Genomic DNA, 15,578 nt, shown 5'->3' on the forward strand with positions numbered 1-15,578 from the left:
CACGGCCCGGATCGCGGAGCCAGCGCGCAATCTGTCAGTAAACTCTGGACGCACGGGGGCGGGCTTGGATAACATGCCCTCACTCCCGTGCTGCCCTTAATCCAATGAATCAACTGTTTTTTCTGGCAATGATGATGTCCTCCCTGTCGGCTCCTGATCTGGATCTGGCCAAGGAGCAGTTGTCCATCGACCTGCAACAGGCCCAGACCCTGGTGCTGACCGATCCCGCCAGATGCGTGCAGATCACCTCCGCCTTCCTCACCCGCACGGCCAATAATCCCAAGCAAATCATCAGCAATCGCCAGGAGTACGGCTATCGGGAGCCGCTGCTGAGCTATGGTACCGCCGCCCAGGCCACCGGTGCCCACCTGCTCAAGGGGGAGTGCCTGCTGCAGCTCGGCCAGTTCCAGGCGGCGCAGAAATCCCTCGATCAGGGCATCGCCATGGCGGCCAAAGAGCAGCAACTGGAGTTGCAGGCCCACGGCCTCTATCTGAAGATCCGCAGCCAGAACCTGCAGGAGCGCTCCCACGGCGCCAGCGGCGGCCTGCTCGGCCAGCTGGAGACCTTGCTCAGCACACCCAGCCTGAAAGAGAGCCAGCTGCAGGTTTACAGCCGGCTGCTACGCACCAACGCCAGCATAGAGGCGCACCAGTTCGACGAGGCCAAGCGCCAGCTGGCCGAAGCCCGCCGCTGGGCGGATCAGACCAAGAATCCGCTGGCCAGTGCCTGGGTCAGCGCGGTGAGCGGCGACCTCTACCACGCCCTCAAGCAACCCCAGCTCTCGCTAGGCGACTACATCGATGCCCAGCAGCAGGCCAGAGGGTTGCAGGATCCGCTGTTCCTCGGCCTGCTGTCGAACCAGATAGTGAACCTCTATCAGGAGGAGCAGGAGCCGCAGAAGGCGCTGCAATACGCCAACGAGGCGGCCAACTACTTCCATGCCCTCGGCAATCCCTCCCTGCTGAGCGACGCCCTCATCGTGCTGGCCCGCCTCAACCGGGAGCAGGGCGAGATGAACATGGCGCTGGTCTACTTCTTCAATGCCCTGGATCTGCTGGACGAGGGCAACAACCGCACCCGCATTGCCCACCTCAAGTACGAGATAGGCAAAACCTATCTGGAAACCGGCAACCTGACCCTGGCCCGCAACTACCTCACCGCGGCCCGCCAGTCCCACGAGCTGGGGGACGACAAGGAGCCGCTGATCGACACCCTGCTGCTGCTGGGTGAGCTGCACCTCAAGCAGAAGGAAGCGGGCATCGCCATCCTGCAGCTGGAAAACGCGCTGGCACTGGCCAACCAGATCGGTGACACCCAGCGCCAGTTCGAGATCTTCCGCCTGCTCTCGGCAGCCTACGAGCAGAAGGGCTATCTGCAGCAGGCGCTGGACAGCTACAAGAATTTCCACCAGCGCAGCGAGCAGGTCCGCCAGCAGCAGGTCGATCTGGAGCAGGAGGCGATCCGCGACAACTACGCCCAGGTGGAACGGGAGCAGCAGATCAAGGAGCTGCAGCAACAGCTGAGCACCAGCAAGCATCAACAGGATCGCTACCTCTGGTCGAGCGTGGTGACCGGTCTGTTGCTGACCCTGTTCATCTATCTGTTCTTCACCCTCTGGCTCAAGCTGCGGGTCGCCCGGCTGCAGGGCAAACAGCTGGGCGAGGCGCTGCTGCTCGAGCCACGTACCGGGCTGGCCAACTGGCAGCGACTGATGAGCCGCTGGCCGCGGGAGATGGCCAAGCGCCAGCAAAAATCCGAGCGCTGGTATTTAAGCGAACTGCCCACCAGCGAGTTTGACGACAAGCTGCACTACCTGCTGTTTCGGGTGCCCTTCCTGGTCAACAGCCTGGAACAGCACGGTTATCAGGTGAGCCGCGAGATAGAGCAGGCCTTCGGCGCCTACGTCAACGGCCTCACCCCGCAGGATGGCCGCATCTACGACCTGCGTGAAGGCCACTTGCTCTATGTGGTGCCCCAGCGCCATGTGGAAGACCTGCACCGACTGGCCCGCGAACTGCTCGCGGCACTGGCCGAATTCCCCTGCCAGCACCCGCTCGATCGCCACATCAGCCTCGGCATCGTCAGCCACCCCTTCCTGCCCAAGGCGGCCACCGCCCTCGATCATCACGGCCTGTTCGACCTCTGTTATCTGGCCCTGGCAGGAGCCATTCAGCTCAGCGAAAAACACCAGCAAAGCGTCTGGCTGGAGCTGGCCGCCATCGATTGCCAGCAGGCCGCATTTTTTAATGGGGATGTGTGGCAATGCTGCTTGATGGCAATTGACAAGGGACTGGTAAAAGTAAATTCTTCTCATGAAAAGCAATGGGTTAATTGGCTTCGACTTTCACGGACGAAAGCGCCGGTTGATCAATGACACATAGATAATCAACTGGGTCTGGAACTGGGTTCGACCGCTGTTGCTATCCAACACAACAACGATAATGACAACAGGGCGACCTGAATAATGAATGATATCGCTGCCGTAGCCGGACAATTGGCCAGACTCAGGGAATCCCTTCAGCAAAAGCAGCTGGAGCTGGACGGCGTCGTCTCTTTCTCCGACACCGAACGCGCCCGCAGCATCCAGTTCATCGCCAAGCTGATGCAGGCCTGTCGCGGCCACGATCGCGAGCTGGACAACAAGCTCGCCAAGCTCAAGCAGAAACTCGATGGCAACCCGCCGCTCTCCTCCCTCGATGCCGACCTCGCCGTCATCGAGAAGCTGCTGCAGCAGCACGGCAATGCACTGGAAGAGTCCATCTCCCTGACCAAGTCCGCCATCGAGCTCGGCAGCAAACAGCTCAAGGCTCTCAAGGGCTTTCCGGAGGAGACCCGCAAATCCCTCAAGGAGTTTCTGGCAAGCCCGGATGGCTATGGCATCGGCGATCACCAGAAGAAGGTGATCCGCTTGCTGGAGTTCTACCAGCAGGCCATCAAGATCCAGCTGTTGCCCACCCAGCCCCTGCTGGCGCAGAGCACGCCCGCCGGCAATCAGACCGAAACGGTCACCGACCTTGCCGCGCCGGAGCCGGGCGCCCCCTTTGACGTCAAGGTGCACGCCCACATCGCCGACGAGCTGCAGCGGCTCATCACCGAACTCGACTTTGCCGGCGCCGTCGGCGAGAGCCTGGCGGACATTCGCCGCCAGCTGCTCAATGGCATCACCCCTCCCCTGCTGGCGGAGATCTGCCTGCAGGTGATAGAGCTCATCATCGAGGGCACCCGCGAGGAGCGCAAAGCCTCCCAGGCGTTTCTCAGCACCCTCAACGAGAGCCTCTCGGCGGTCCACTTCAGCTTTACCGAATCCCTCGACGAGGGGCGCGCCCTGCAAAGCGCCACCCTGGATACCCGCAAGGCCATCGACAGGGAGCTCAAGGCCATCGACCATACCCTGGCCAGCCATGACACCATTGATGACCTCAAGGGGGCCATCTCCGGTCACATGGGGGCCATCAACCTGCTGCTGCAGGACAGGGAGGCCATGGCCGCCCGCGAGCGCCACCTGCTGACCCGCCTCTCCACCATGGAGGCCAAGCTGCGGCTGATGAAGGAGGAGACCGCCGAATACAAGAAGCGGCTCACCATCCAGAAACACAAGCTGTTCCTCGACAGCCTGACCCAGGTGCACAACCGGGCGGCCCTCGACGAGCGGCTCGAGCTCGAATACAAGCGCTGGCTGCGTTACAACACGCCGCTGTGCTTGGCCATCATCGACATCGACCACTTCAAGCACATCAACGACAACTACGGCCACATGGCCGGCGACAAGGCGTTGAAGGTGGTGGCCAAGGCGCTGCAGGGGGCCCTGCGCGACACCGACTTTATCGCCCGCTTCGGCGGCGAGGAGTTCGTGGTGCTGCTGCCGAACATCAACCCGGACAAGTTCCAGAAACCACTGGAGACCTTGCGCCAGACCATCAAGAGCATTCCGTTCCGTTTTCGGGATGCCAGGGTCGAGATCACCATCTCCATCGGTGCCACCCTGTTTAGGGAAGGGGATCACACCACGGACGCGTTCGAGCGGGCCGACAAGGCGCTCTACAGCTCCAAGAACTCGGGTCGTGATCAGGTCAATCTGGCCTGATAGGCGACTAAAAAAGCAGCAAACGCACTTTCCCCCTATTCCCCTGCCCCACCGCTTACATCTACTATCAAATTCAAGGGATGCCACAGGGCATCCCGTTTTCTCCCCAGGGAAAAGCACAACGATAACAAGCGAGTGAAAGGGGAACCTATGATTACGCACATCAATCCAGTCGGCAGCATGGACTTGCTGTCCCAGCTCGAGGTGGACCGCCTCAAGCAAACCGCCTCCAGCGATATCTATCAACTGTTTCGCAACTGCTCGCTGGCGGTACTCAACTCCGGCAGCCATACCGACAGCTCCAAAGAGATACTGGAGCGCTTCAAATCATTCGATATTCATGTGATCCGGCGCGAGCGCGGGGTCAAACTCGAGCTGTTCAACGCCCCCGAGCACGCCTTCGTCGATGGCGAGATCATCCGCGGCATTCAGGAGCACCTGTTCTCCGTCCTGCGCGACATCCTCTATGTGTCGACCCAGCTGGAGTCCAACCGGCTGGTCAACCTGACCAGTTCCACCCACATCTCCAACGTGGTGTTCGCCATCCTGCGCAACGCCAAGGCGATCCTGCCTGGCGCCGATCCCAATCTGGTGGTCTGCTGGGGCGGTCACTCCATCAACGAGATCGAGTACCAGTACACCCGCGCGGTAGGCAGCGAACTGGGCCTGCGTGAGCTCAACATCTGCACCGGCTGCGGCCCGGGCGCCATGGAGGGCCCGATGAAGGGCGCCGCCGTCGGCCACGCCAAGCAGCGGGTGCGCAACGGCCGCTACATCGGCCTCACCGAGCCTTCCATCATCGCCGCCGAGCCGCCCAACCCCATCGTCAACGAGCTGGTGATCCTGCCGGACATCGAGAAACGGCTGGAGGCCTTCGTGCGCCTCGGCCACGGCATCATCATCTTCCCGGGCGGGGTTGGTACCGCCGAAGAGCTGCTCTACCTGCTCGGCATCATGATGCACCCGGCCAACGAACGACAGCCCATGCCGATCATCCTGACCGGCCCGAAGGAGAGCGCCGATTACTTCCGCGCCATCGACGACTTCGTCAAGGCGACCCTGGGCGAACCGGCCACCAGCCTTTACCGGATCATCGTCGGCGATGCCCCGGAAGTGGCCCGGGTCATGAAAGAGGCGATGCCGAAGATCCGCGAATACCGCAAATCGGTCGGCGATGCCTATTCCTTCAACTGGTCTCTCAAGATCGAGCCGGAGTTCCAGCTGCCATTCGAGCCGGATCACGCCAACATGGCCAGCCTGGATCTGCACCGCAATCAGCCGCCCCAGCTGCTGGCGGCCAACCTGCGCCGAGCCTTCTCCGGCATCGTCGCCGGCAACGTCAAGGAAGGGGGCATCCGCGCCATCGAGAAGAAGGGCCCCTTCAAGCTGCACGGCGACAAGGAGCTGATGCACCTGATGGACAAGCTGCTGGAGAGCTTCGTCAAGCAGCAGCGCATGAAGCTGCCGGGCAGCCAGTATGTGCCCTGCTACGAAATCGTGCGCTGACGGGCAGCACCGCTGAAACGAGGGGCGCATGGCGCCCCTTTTTTGTCGCTGGGGATGCCCGCGGCCATCAATCCCCCATCGAGCCCGCTGGTTTGTTACAATGGGGGGTCCCGACTGCCAAGAGTGCCCCATGTCAAACCCAAGGCCACACCTGCTCATCATCGATGCCCTCAATCTCATTCGCCGTCTGCACGCGGTACAGGCCCAGCAGGCGCTGACCCCGACCCAGGCGTTGATCGCCACCCGTGCCAACCTCATCAACACCTGCCGCAAGCTGCTGGCCGCCAGCGAGCCGACCCACGTCATCGCGGTGTTCGACGGCGAGGTGCACAGCTGGCGCAAGGAGGTCTACCCGGCCTACAAGGAGGGGCGAACCCCCATGCCGACCGAGCTGCGTGAGGGCTTGAACGAGCTGCAGGATGCCTTCTGGGAGTGCGGCGTGGACGCCCTGCTCTCCCAGACCGACGAGGCGGATGATCTCATCGCCACCCTGGCCAGCGGCATTGCCCAGCACGGTGCCAGAGCCACCATCATCTCCACCGACAAGGGGTTCTGCCAGCTCATCTGCCCGCAGATCCAGATCCGCGACTACTTCAACAAGCGCTGGCTGGATGCCGCTTTCGTCGAGCAGCAGTACGGAGTGGCGCCGGCACAACTGGTGGATTTCTGGGCTCTGACCGGCATCGGCGGCTCCAACATCAAGGGAGTGCCCGGCATCGGCCCCAAGACCGCCACCCAGCTGCTGCAGCAATACGGCGATCTGGCCAGCCTGTTGGCGGCCTGCCAGCAGGAAGATGCCGCCAAGGCGCTGCTCAAGCTGCGCCAGCACCAGGACGAGGCCCTGCTGGCCCAACGGCTGGTGCGGCTGCAGCGGGACATTCCACTCGGCTTCAACCTGCGGGAGATCCGCTACCCACCGGCTCCCGAATCCTGAGCAAGCGAAACCGCCAAGCATGACCGGACTCACTCTCGCTGTTGACAAAAACAGATAGAATGTAAAGAAACATGGAGGGTTAGGTGTAGAAATGGTATAAAACCGCCGAATCCTCCCCCTCTGTTCCCTAGAAGTGGATACGTCTCATGTCAAAAAGAAAAATTACCGTCATCCCGGGCGACGGCATCGGCCCCAGCATCATCGAATCCGCCATCCAGATCCTGACCCACGCCGGTTGTGACTTCGAATACGAATACGCGGACGCCGGCCTGGTGGCGCTGGAGAAGCACGGCGAGCTGCTGCCCCAGGCGACGCTGGATCTCATCGAGAAGAACAAGGTCAGCCTGAAGGGCCCGCTCACCACCCCGGTCGGCGGTGGCTTCACCTCCATCAACGTCTCCCTGCGCAAGAAATTCAACCTCTACGCCAACGTCCGCCCGGTGCTCTCCTTCAAGGGGACCCGCAGCCGTTATGACAACATCGACATCATCACGGTACGCGAGAACACCGAAGGCATGTACTCGGGTGCAGGTCAGAAGCGCAGCGATGACAACAAGAGCGCCGAGGCGATGAGCATCATCACCCGCGAAGGGGCGGAACGCATCGTCAAGTTCGCCTTCGAGCTGGCGCGCCAGGAAGGGCGCAAGAAAGTCACCATCATCCACAAGGCCAACATCCTCAAGTCCACCTCCGGCCTGTTCCTGGAAGTGGCCCGTGAAGTGGCCAGCCGCTACCCGGACATCCAGAGCGAAGAGATGATCGTCGATGCCGCCTGCATGAACCTGGTGATGTACCCGGAGCGCTTCGACGTCATGGTCACCACCAACCTGTTCGGCGACATCCTGTCGGATCTGTGCGCCGGTCTGGTGGGGGGCTTAGGGATGGCGCCTGGCGCCAACATCGGCGACGGCGCCGCCATCTTCGAAGCGGTGCACGGCTCGGCGCCGGATATCGCCGGCAAGAACATCGCCAACCCCACTTCGGTGATCCTCGCCTCCATCCAGATGCTGGAGTATCTGGGCATGCAGGACAAGGCCGAACGGATCCGCGAAGCGGTACGCGCCACCATCGAATCCGGCGACCGAGTGACCCGGGATCTGGGGGGTACCGCTTCCACCAGCGAGTTCACCCAATCCATCATCGACCGTTTGTAATCACATACAAGATATTGATTTTAAAAGGGAGCTTAGGCTCCCTTTGTTTTATCTCGCGCCGCGTTCCCCCCTTTGTCGATTGGCTACTATGTTCAATAGATAAGGGATAAGGAGATCCATTATGCGCGCTATCGTTACCCTGCTGCTCATCAGCAGCAACGCCATGGCAGTAGACAGACCGGTCGAGAATGTCTGGCCGCAATTGCCCCCCTCTTCCCAGCAGGCCAGCCAGGTCTGGCGCTCCAACGTGGATACCAACGACCTGCTCAAGGCACCCAAACCACTCTCCTTCGGGATGGATGTCGTGACCGACAGCGATGGCAACAGTCAGGTCACTCCCTATCAGAAACTGAACCTGACCGCCGAGAAGAGCGTGAGTCTCTCCTTCGAGCAGCACAAACCCAGGATCAAGTTCAAGACCGCCGGCATGAACACCTCGATCAAGCTGCGCGGCAACGGGGTGAAGCTGGAATTCAGCCCGACCGATCGCACCATACCGCTCGACATCGAACTCAAGCTCACCGACGGCGAATCCTCGCTGCGTTTCGATTACCGTTTCTGATAACGCAGAAATGACAAGGCCGACAACCCGTGGGTTGTCGGCCTTGTGGTCAGTGGCTCATCGCCAGCAATTACTCCTTGGCGGAGAGCTTGGAAACCCAGTACTTGTTGTAGACGTGCACCGTGATCTCTTCGCGATCGTGATAAAGCTGTTTGGCCTGGATCACGAAGGCGTTGTCGATCTCCTTGAGCAGCTCACGCAGCACCTCGATGTTGTGCACTGCCTCGGCGTAGCGCTTCTTCATCGGCAGCTTGAGGTTGAACATCGCCTCCTGGCAATCGCTCTCCCGGAACCAGTCGGCGATCATGTGGGTAACCCGTGCCGGCTTGTCCACCATGTCGCACACCAGCCAATAGGTATTCTTCTTGCTCGGCCGCCACACGAAACCATCGTCACGGATGTGCTTGACCTGGCCGGTATCCATCAGGGACTGGGCCATCATGCCGTTGTCCACCGCCGTCACCATCATGCCGCGACGTACCAGCTGATAGGTCCAACCACCCGGACAGGCGCCCAGATCGACGGCCTTCATGCCAGAGGTGAGGCGCAGATCCCACTCTTCCCGTGGCACGAACACGTAGAAGGCCTCTTCCAGCTTGAGGCTGGAGCGGCTCGGGGCATCGGCCGGGCAGCGCAGACGCGGGATGCCCATGTGGAATTCGGAGTTGTTGAAGGAGTAGGAGTACCCCAGCAACACGTGATCATTGGCCAGGAAGAAGGCGTGGAACACCGGCCGGTGCGGGGTCTCCTTCTTGGTCAGCAACTCGTTGCCGCGCAGTGCCTGACGCAGCGGTACGGTGAACTTGCGGCAGAAGGCCGACAGCTCTTTTGCCTCGTTGGTATCGGCGGTTTCCACCCGCAGATCGCCGCAAATGGCGTAACCCTGGGTCGCCTCCAGGATGGGGGTGATGCGATCCGACAGGTCCAGATCCTTCAGCTCATGGGTCACCACCAGCATCTGGCGAATGAAGATGAGCTCTCTGAACGGCAGCTTGCGCGCCAGCAGATCGGCCTGCTCCTCGTCATACAGCTCGAATATCACGTAACCGCTGTCGTCCTTGACCCGGGCGAAACCGTAGCACTGCATGTTACTGGCACGCTCGGTGATCTCTGCCGCCGCCTCTTTCTCAAAACCGGGGCGGCAATAAAGCAGCAGATTATTCATTTTTTCCTCCAAGACGACAGCCAGCCCATATCAGAGCCGCCCATCCCAACATAAAACAGAGGCCACCGGCCGGGGTAATCAGCCCCAGCCCCTTGCTGCCGAGCAGCACCATGGCATAAATACTGCCGGAGAATCCCAGGATCCCCAGCACGAAGGCGGTGCCGGCAAAGGTGATGACCTTGCTGCGCACACCGCACCACCCCAACACCAGCAGGGCCAGGGCGTGGAAAAACTGATACTGCACGGCGGTATTGAACGCCGCCAGACGTGAAGGCTCGATCCCGCTGGCCGCCAGACCATGGGCGCCGTAGGCTCCCAGCAGGGTTGCCGTCAGGCCGAAAAAGCCCGCCAGCACCAGCCAATGTCGATGGAATTGCATCCCTTGCCTCCTCGTCGTTTCGCTTCCCATCCTCAGGTTCGCATCGGGATGGTCGCAATGAAGTTCTTGATCTGCCCGGCCGCCTGCCGCAGGTTCTCCTGCTCGCTCACCCCGCTGCTCTTGCGCGGTTTGAAGCCATGATCACCATCGGTCAGCCAATGGACCGATACGGCGGGTGAGAAGGGAAAATCAGCCAGTTCGGCACGGGTGCCGAAAGTATCGCGCTCCCCCTGCAACAGCAGGGTCGGCGTCTTGATCTGCTTGAGCACGTCACCCCGCCAGCGGTCGGGGTTGGCCGGGGGGTGGAAAGGATACCCGAGAATGAGCAATCCTGCAGCATTCATCTCGTCCTCGCCATCCTGATAAAGTTCGGCCGCCATCCGCCCACCCATCGACTTGCCGGCCAGAAACAGCCGAGGATGAGCAAACTCCTTCGCCATCTGGCGCCAGTGCGCCAGCAGCACGGGTTGCCTGTCCGGCGGTCTGCGTTTGCCATCCAGCGCGCGCTTGCTCATGTAGGGGAAGTTGAAGCGCACCACCTCGATGTCCGGCCCGGCCAGCAGACGCGACAGCTCGGCCAGAAAGGCGTGATCCATGCCCGCGCCGGCGCCATGGGCCAGCAGAATGCGAACGGGGGCATCGACAGCCCCCTCCCGGATCACCTCAGGCATCGGCCAATCGTGCCCGGCGACGGGCCTCCTCCTGCTCCACCAGCTCCAGCATCCAGTCGCGGAAGGCCACTATCTTGCCCTGATCGGACTGCTGCTCCTGACACACCAGATAGAAGGCGTTCTTGCTCACCAACACCTGCTCGAACGGGCAGATGAGGCGGCCGGCCTCTATTTCTGGCTGGGCCAGCACGCTGTGGCCAAGGGCCACCCCCTGGCCGTGAATGGCCGCCTGGATCACCATGGTGGAGTGGCTGAAGATGGGCCCCTGATTGACATTGGGCGCATCGATGTCGAGCTGGCGAAACCAGGCCTTCCAGTCGCGGCGCGAGGTATCGTGCAGCAGGGTATGGCGAGTCAAGTCATCCGGGGTGCGCAGCGGCTTGGGACCGGTCAGCAGCAGCGGTGAACAGACCGGGATCAGATACTCGGTGTGCAGCTTGTCGGCACGCAGCCCAGGCCAGTTGCCGCGACCGTAATAGATTGCCACGTCCACATCGTCGGTGAGCGAGCCCTCGTCCATGTCCACCGCCTTGATCCGTACATCGATGTCGGGGTGGCGCTCGCTGAACTTGACCAGCCGTGGCACCAGCCACTGGATGGCAAAACTCGGCTGCAAAGAGACGGTGAGCGCCCCCTTGGCGCTGCGCGCCAGCAGCTTGTCGGTCGCCTCCGAGATGGAGGTGAAGATGTCCTTGATGTCGAGGAAGTAGCCCTGCCCCTCCTCGGTCAACAGCAGGGAGCGGTTCTTGCGGCGAAACAACTTGATGCCTAGGTACTCTTCCAGCGCCTTTATCTGGTGACTGATGGCAGCCTGGGTCACGAAAAGCTCTTCCGCAGCCCGGGTGAAGCTTAAATGACGAGCCGCGGCTTCAAATGCTTTCAGTGCATTGAGCGGGGGTAAACGACGAGACATGAGACCAGCCGACGATGAGTTTTTCTAATGGGCCGCATTATAATTTGTCGGTTGCGGGTCGACCAGTGAATAAACATAATTCGCCTCGCAATCCGTTGTCATATGGCTCACTTTTTCTCTTCCATGTTGGTTTACATGTGATTTTTGTGAGTCACTGGACTGCGATTGTGGTGTTGTGTTTCTTCCTCTGCGGGAAGAGGGGCTTAAATCGGACCGATTTAACCCAGTCTGTCATCTGAATGTGTTTGGCGCCTCCAGTCGGATGGCGCCTTTTTTCTTATCCCTATACCTTGAACTGCCCCACCAGCTGCTGCTGCTTGTCGGCCAGCGCCGACAACTCGCGACCGTTTTCGGCGGAGCTGGCCGCCTCGGCGCGGATGGTGTGGCTCACATCGCGAATGTTGCTGACGTTGCGATTGATCTCGTCCGCCACCCCGCTCTGTTCCTGCGCCGCCCTGGCAATCTGCTCGTTCATCTGATGAATGGTCGCCACCGCGTGGATGATCTGCTCCAGCACGCTCACCGACAAATCCACCTTGGTGAGCGTCAGATCCGCCTGGCTGTGGCCGGTCATGATCGCCTTCACCACGGCCTCTGTGCCAGACTGTAGCTGGCCGATGAGGGTCTGGATCTCGACGATGGCGTTCTGGGTGCGACCCGCCAGATTGCGTACCTCGTCTGCCACCACCGCAAAGCCACGGCCCTGCTCACCGGCCCGCGCCGCCTCGATGGCGGCGTTGAGCGCCAGCAGGTTGGTCTGCTCGGCGATCCCCTGGATCACCACCAGGATGTCATTGATGTTCTCACTGTTGTCTGACAGGTGCTCCACCACCGGCTTGGCATCGCTGATCACCGCCATCAGCTTGCGCATCGCCTCCTGGGTATCCGCCACCACGTACTTGCCCTCCTGCGCCGCCGTATCGGCCTGATTGGCCGCGGCCACCGCCGAGTTGGCATTGCCCGCCACCTGCAGGGCGGTAGCGCTCAGCTCCTCGAACGCGGTCGCCACCAGATCCACCTCCTGGTACTGGGCCTGCATGCCGGCACTGGTGCGCTCGGCAACGCTGGCGGCCTGTTCGGCGCTGGCCCGGGTGCCAGCGACGGTATCGATGACCTGGCTGATGGTGCTCTGCAGTTTGTTCAAGAAGCTGTTGAACCACTTGGCCAGCTCGCCAATCTCGTCGTCACGACGCAGCTCGATGCGCTGGGTGAGATCCCCCTCGCCGCTGGCGATGTCCTTGAGGCGGGCCACCACGGCGCGGATGGGGGCCACTATCTGGTGGGCCATCAGCCAGATACAGATCAGTGCTACCGCCGAGATGAGGCCGCCGATGATCAGCTGGGTCATCACGCTGCGGTTGGCCTGACCGGAGAGATCGTCCTGCAGCTGGAGGGCCGATGCCAGTACCACGCTGCGCGGCAGTTCGATGTAGATACCCCATTTCTGCTCGGTGCCCCGCATCTTGACCGGCACGAAGGTCTGCAGCAGGGTGCCATCAGGGCTCCAGCGGCTGCTGATCTGCCCCTGTCCCAGCCAGCCCTGCAGCTCTCCTGCCAGGGTCTGATACTGCTGGCCGAGCGGGCTGCCCAGAGTGACATCGAAGCCGTCCACACCGGCGATACGGCCTTGGCTGCTGACCAGCAGCACCTTGCCCTGCCCCTCATAGAGCTCCTGATCCATCTCTTTGACCAGGCTTTGCAGCGCGGTCAGCGAGATATCGACGCCGACCATGCCGAGCAGCTTCTCTTGCTCCAGCAGGGGCACGGTCACCGAGGTCATCAATACCTTCTGTGAGCCCACATCATCGAGGTAAGGTTCCAGCAGACAGAGCGCCTTGCTGCGGATGCTGCAGCGATACCACTCGTTCTCCACCCCGCCGGCCGCCGTCGGGCTCTCATCCGCCAGCACGGATTCGTTTTGTACCTCGGGTTCGATCTTGCCGTCGACCCGCGCCCAATAGGTGGAGAAGCGGCCTTGATCGTTGGAGCCCAACGCACTGGAGCCATGATAATTGCTGTCTTCACCGTCGAGCTGATCCGGCTCGAACACCGCATAGACGCCGAGCAGGTTGTCAGAGGATGCGGCCGCATCGTGCAGTTGCTGATTGACTGCGGTACGCAGTGTTTCGGAGGAGCCGAAGTTGTCGGCCGCATTCTTGCGCTGGAACAGGATCCCCTGACCCAGCAGGGTAGCCCGGAAGTAGGCCTCGTCCAGATAGCTGGTGACCTTGGCCGCCTGCTCCGAACCCATCGCCTTCATCCAGTTTTCGGCCGCACTCTGGGCTTCCGCCGTGGTGGAAGTCAGCACTTGATCCTGCATGTTGGCAGCACTGAAGAGGGACGAGGCCACCAAGGCTCCGGCACTGGCCAACAAACAACAACCGGCAATCAGGGTGATCCGCCCCTGAACAGAAAGAGAACTCATGCCACCATTTCCTAGCTTTTTACAGATATGATCAGTGTATCGGTTTTAGAAACAAAAACTTAACCTTATCACGCTAAATCCAGGGCAAGTTGGTTCACTTCGCCGGCTGCAGGCAGGCCAACCACCAATCCCAATAGCCGAATGGGTTTGCCCTGTGCCCGCAGCAAGCCCTCGTGCAGCAGATCGTGAAACCGCTCCGGCTGGTAACTACCGCGCCGGTAGACGGTGGTCTGCTGGAAATCGGCGAACTTGAGCTTGATCCCCTGCCCCATCAGCAGCTCCTTGCTGTGGCTGATCGAGAAACGCTGCTCCAGCTCGGGGATGAGCTGGCGGAGCACCTGCCAGCAGGCAGCCTCATCCAGCACGTCGCTGGCCAGGGTGGTCTCCACCCCGATGGTCTTGCGCACCCGCTGGGCCTGTACCGGCTGCTCGTCGTGGCCCCAGATCCGTCCGGCCAGCATCTCTCCGAGTTTGCCGAAACGGGCGATCAGCTCCTCGTTGCCGAGCTGGCGGGCATCTTCGCAGGAGTAAAGGCCGAGCGACTCCAGCCGATCCGCAGTCTTGCGACCGATGCCGGGCAACTTGCCAAGGGGGAGCTGACGCACGAACTCATCCACCTCCTGCGGGCGGATCACGAACAGGCCATCCGGCTTGCGCTGCTCGGAGGCGAGCTTGGCCAGAAACTTGTTCGGCGCCACCCCGGCCGAGGCGGTCAGCCCCAGCTCGGTGTTGATCGCGGCGCGGATCTCCGCCGCCATCAGGGTGGCACTGCCGTCACAGCAGGGGCTCATCGTCACGTCGAGATAGGCCTCATCGAGGGAGAGCGGCTCCACCTGCTCGGTGTAGCGCAGGAAGATGGCCCGCAGCTGGCGGGAAACCTCCTTGTAGACCGCCATCCGGCCGGGGATGAGCACCAGCGGCGGGCAGAGCTTGCGTGCCAGGGCGCTCGGCATGGCGGAGCGCACCCCGAAGCGGCGCGCCACATAGTTGCAGGTCGAGATGACGCCGCGCCTGTCCGCCGAGCCGCCGATGGCCAGCGGCACCTCGCGCAGCGCCGGGTTGTCCCGCATCTCTACCGCGGCATAGAAGCAGTCCATGTCGATGTGAATGATCTTGCGCATACCACTGTACGAATAAACAGGTAACCAGTCTATGCTAACCCAGTGCTGCCAATTCTGCCATCGGCATGAAATGAGGGTCAGATATAGACTCTTAAGACACCATTGATAACCACATCACGCAAGGAGGGTGAGATGAAGATAGGTTGGCTGGGATTGGGGCTCTGCCTGCTGGCACAGCCGGGCAGCAGCAAGGACGACACGACCGCCGAATGCAGCTGGCTGTATGACCGCATCGCGGCGCTGGAGCAGGCCATCAAGCAGGGCGACGAGCTGGGCACCCGGGAGGAGCTGGCACGCTGGCGGGCCGAGTTCAAAAAGAAAGCCTGCCAGCAATACGACTACTGAGTCTTTTGCAAAAAAAACGGGCTGACCATCAGGTCAGCCCGTCGGTTATCCGGCACGGGGTCGAGTACGACTCGGCGCCCTGTCCGCTCAGATGATCCGGTTCTCCGCCAGCATCTTGCGACGGGCCTCTTCCTTGGCCATCTTCTTCTTGCGGTTGTCACAGGGTTCCGGGCAATCACACTCTTTTTCGATACCTATGCTGCCAAGCCCGCCGCAGGAGCCGGAGATGGTCTTCTTCTGGAAGATGTAACCGATGGCCATGGCCACCACTACCGCCAGAAATACCCCGAAGGTGATCAAAAAAATCTGCATGTTACC

The 15,578-nt window shown here is 61.3% G+C and carries 14 protein-coding genes; 7 read left to right on the top strand and 7 right to left on the bottom strand.

Annotated elements, in window-relative coordinates; translation table 11 throughout:
• Nucleotides 1-104: 104 nt before the first annotated feature.
• The 6 genes from AACQ43_RS04655 to AACQ43_RS04680 all read left to right on the top strand — a co-directional run bounded on the left by AACQ43_RS04655 (nucleotide 105) and on the right by AACQ43_RS04680 (nucleotide 8,241).
• Complete coding sequence (locus tag AACQ43_RS04655) at nucleotides 105-2,375, top strand: hypothetical protein (RefSeq protein WP_029303726.1); 2,271 nt, start codon at nucleotides 105-107, stop codon at nucleotides 2,373-2,375.
• A gap of 90 nt (nucleotides 2,376-2,465) precedes the next feature.
• A complete protein-coding gene (locus AACQ43_RS04660) occupies nucleotides 2,466-4,085 on the top strand; it encodes a GGDEF domain-containing protein (RefSeq protein WP_029301598.1) in 1,620 nt (539 codons plus the stop codon).
• Nucleotides 4,086-4,235: 150 nt separating this feature from the next.
• Nucleotides 4,236-5,591, top strand: a complete 1,356-nt coding sequence (ppnN, locus tag AACQ43_RS04665; RefSeq protein ID WP_011705076.1) for a nucleotide 5'-monophosphate nucleosidase PpnN — start codon at nucleotides 4,236-4,238, stop codon at nucleotides 5,589-5,591.
• A gap of 130 nt (nucleotides 5,592-5,721) precedes the next feature.
• Complete coding sequence (xni, locus tag AACQ43_RS04670; protein WP_168966200.1) at nucleotides 5,722-6,525, top strand: flap endonuclease Xni; 804 nt, start codon at nucleotides 5,722-5,724, stop codon at nucleotides 6,523-6,525.
• 146 nt (nucleotides 6,526-6,671) lie between these two features.
• A complete protein-coding gene (locus tag AACQ43_RS04675; RefSeq protein WP_029303727.1) occupies nucleotides 6,672-7,679 on the top strand; it encodes an isocitrate dehydrogenase in 1,008 nt (335 codons plus the stop codon).
• Between the two features lie 121 nt (nucleotides 7,680-7,800).
• Complete coding sequence (locus tag AACQ43_RS04680) at nucleotides 7,801-8,241, top strand: hypothetical protein (protein WP_168966202.1); 441 nt, start codon at nucleotides 7,801-7,803, stop codon at nucleotides 8,239-8,241.
• A 70-nt stretch (nucleotides 8,242-8,311) separates the two neighbouring features.
• Here AACQ43_RS04680 and rlmM read toward each other — a convergent pair whose 3' ends face one another.
• From rlmM to dinB, 6 genes are all read right to left on the bottom strand, one after another.
• Entirely contained in the window at nucleotides 8,312-9,406 is a 1,095-nt protein-coding gene (gene rlmM / locus AACQ43_RS04685; RefSeq protein WP_016349849.1) for a 23S rRNA (cytidine(2498)-2'-O)-methyltransferase RlmM, read from the bottom strand.
• On the bottom strand, nucleotides 9,399-9,785 hold the full coding sequence (locus AACQ43_RS04690; protein WP_146062294.1) for a DUF423 domain-containing protein: 387 nt from the start codon (nucleotides 9,783-9,785) through the stop codon (nucleotides 9,399-9,401). The genes rlmM and AACQ43_RS04690 overlap by 8 nt, the downstream gene beginning before the upstream one ends.
• Before the next feature lie 32 nt (nucleotides 9,786-9,817).
• On the bottom strand, nucleotides 9,818-10,456 hold the full coding sequence (locus AACQ43_RS04695; RefSeq protein WP_113994940.1) for an alpha/beta fold hydrolase: 639 nt from the start codon (nucleotides 10,454-10,456) through the stop codon (nucleotides 9,818-9,820).
• Nucleotides 10,449-11,369: a transcriptional regulator GcvA gene (locus tag AACQ43_RS04700; RefSeq protein ID WP_005303519.1), complete on the bottom strand. Its 921-nt coding sequence runs from the start codon at nucleotides 11,367-11,369 to the stop codon at nucleotides 10,449-10,451. Before AACQ43_RS04700 ends, AACQ43_RS04695 begins: the two co-directional genes overlap by 8 nt.
• 283 nt (nucleotides 11,370-11,652) lie before the next feature.
• Nucleotides 11,653-13,794 carry a methyl-accepting chemotaxis protein gene (locus AACQ43_RS04705; RefSeq protein ID WP_146062295.1) on the bottom strand — a complete coding sequence of 714 codons (2,142 nt, stop codon included), beginning with the start codon at nucleotides 13,792-13,794 and terminating at the stop codon, nucleotides 11,653-11,655.
• A 68-nt stretch (nucleotides 13,795-13,862) separates the two neighbouring features.
• Entirely contained in the window at nucleotides 13,863-14,915 is a 1,053-nt protein-coding gene (gene dinB, locus AACQ43_RS04710; protein WP_168966206.1) for a DNA polymerase IV, read from the bottom strand.
• A gap of 132 nt (nucleotides 14,916-15,047) precedes the next feature.
• Here dinB and AACQ43_RS04715 point away from each other — a divergent pair, with 132 nt between their 5' ends.
• Entirely contained in the window at nucleotides 15,048-15,260 is a 213-nt protein-coding gene (locus tag AACQ43_RS04715) for a hypothetical protein (protein WP_168966207.1), read from the top strand.
• Between the two features lie 87 nt (nucleotides 15,261-15,347).
• Here the strand turns inward: AACQ43_RS04715 and nqrM are convergent, their stop codons facing one another.
• Nucleotides 15,348-15,572: a (Na+)-NQR maturation NqrM gene (gene nqrM, locus AACQ43_RS04720; protein WP_011705066.1), complete on the bottom strand. Its 225-nt coding sequence runs from the start codon at nucleotides 15,570-15,572 to the stop codon at nucleotides 15,348-15,350.
• Nucleotides 15,573-15,578 lie beyond the last annotated feature (6 nt).

The organism is Aeromonas sp. DNRA1 (genome assembly GCF_963888745.1).
GTDB lineage: Bacteria > Pseudomonadota > Gammaproteobacteria > Enterobacterales > Aeromonadaceae > Aeromonas > Aeromonas hydrophila.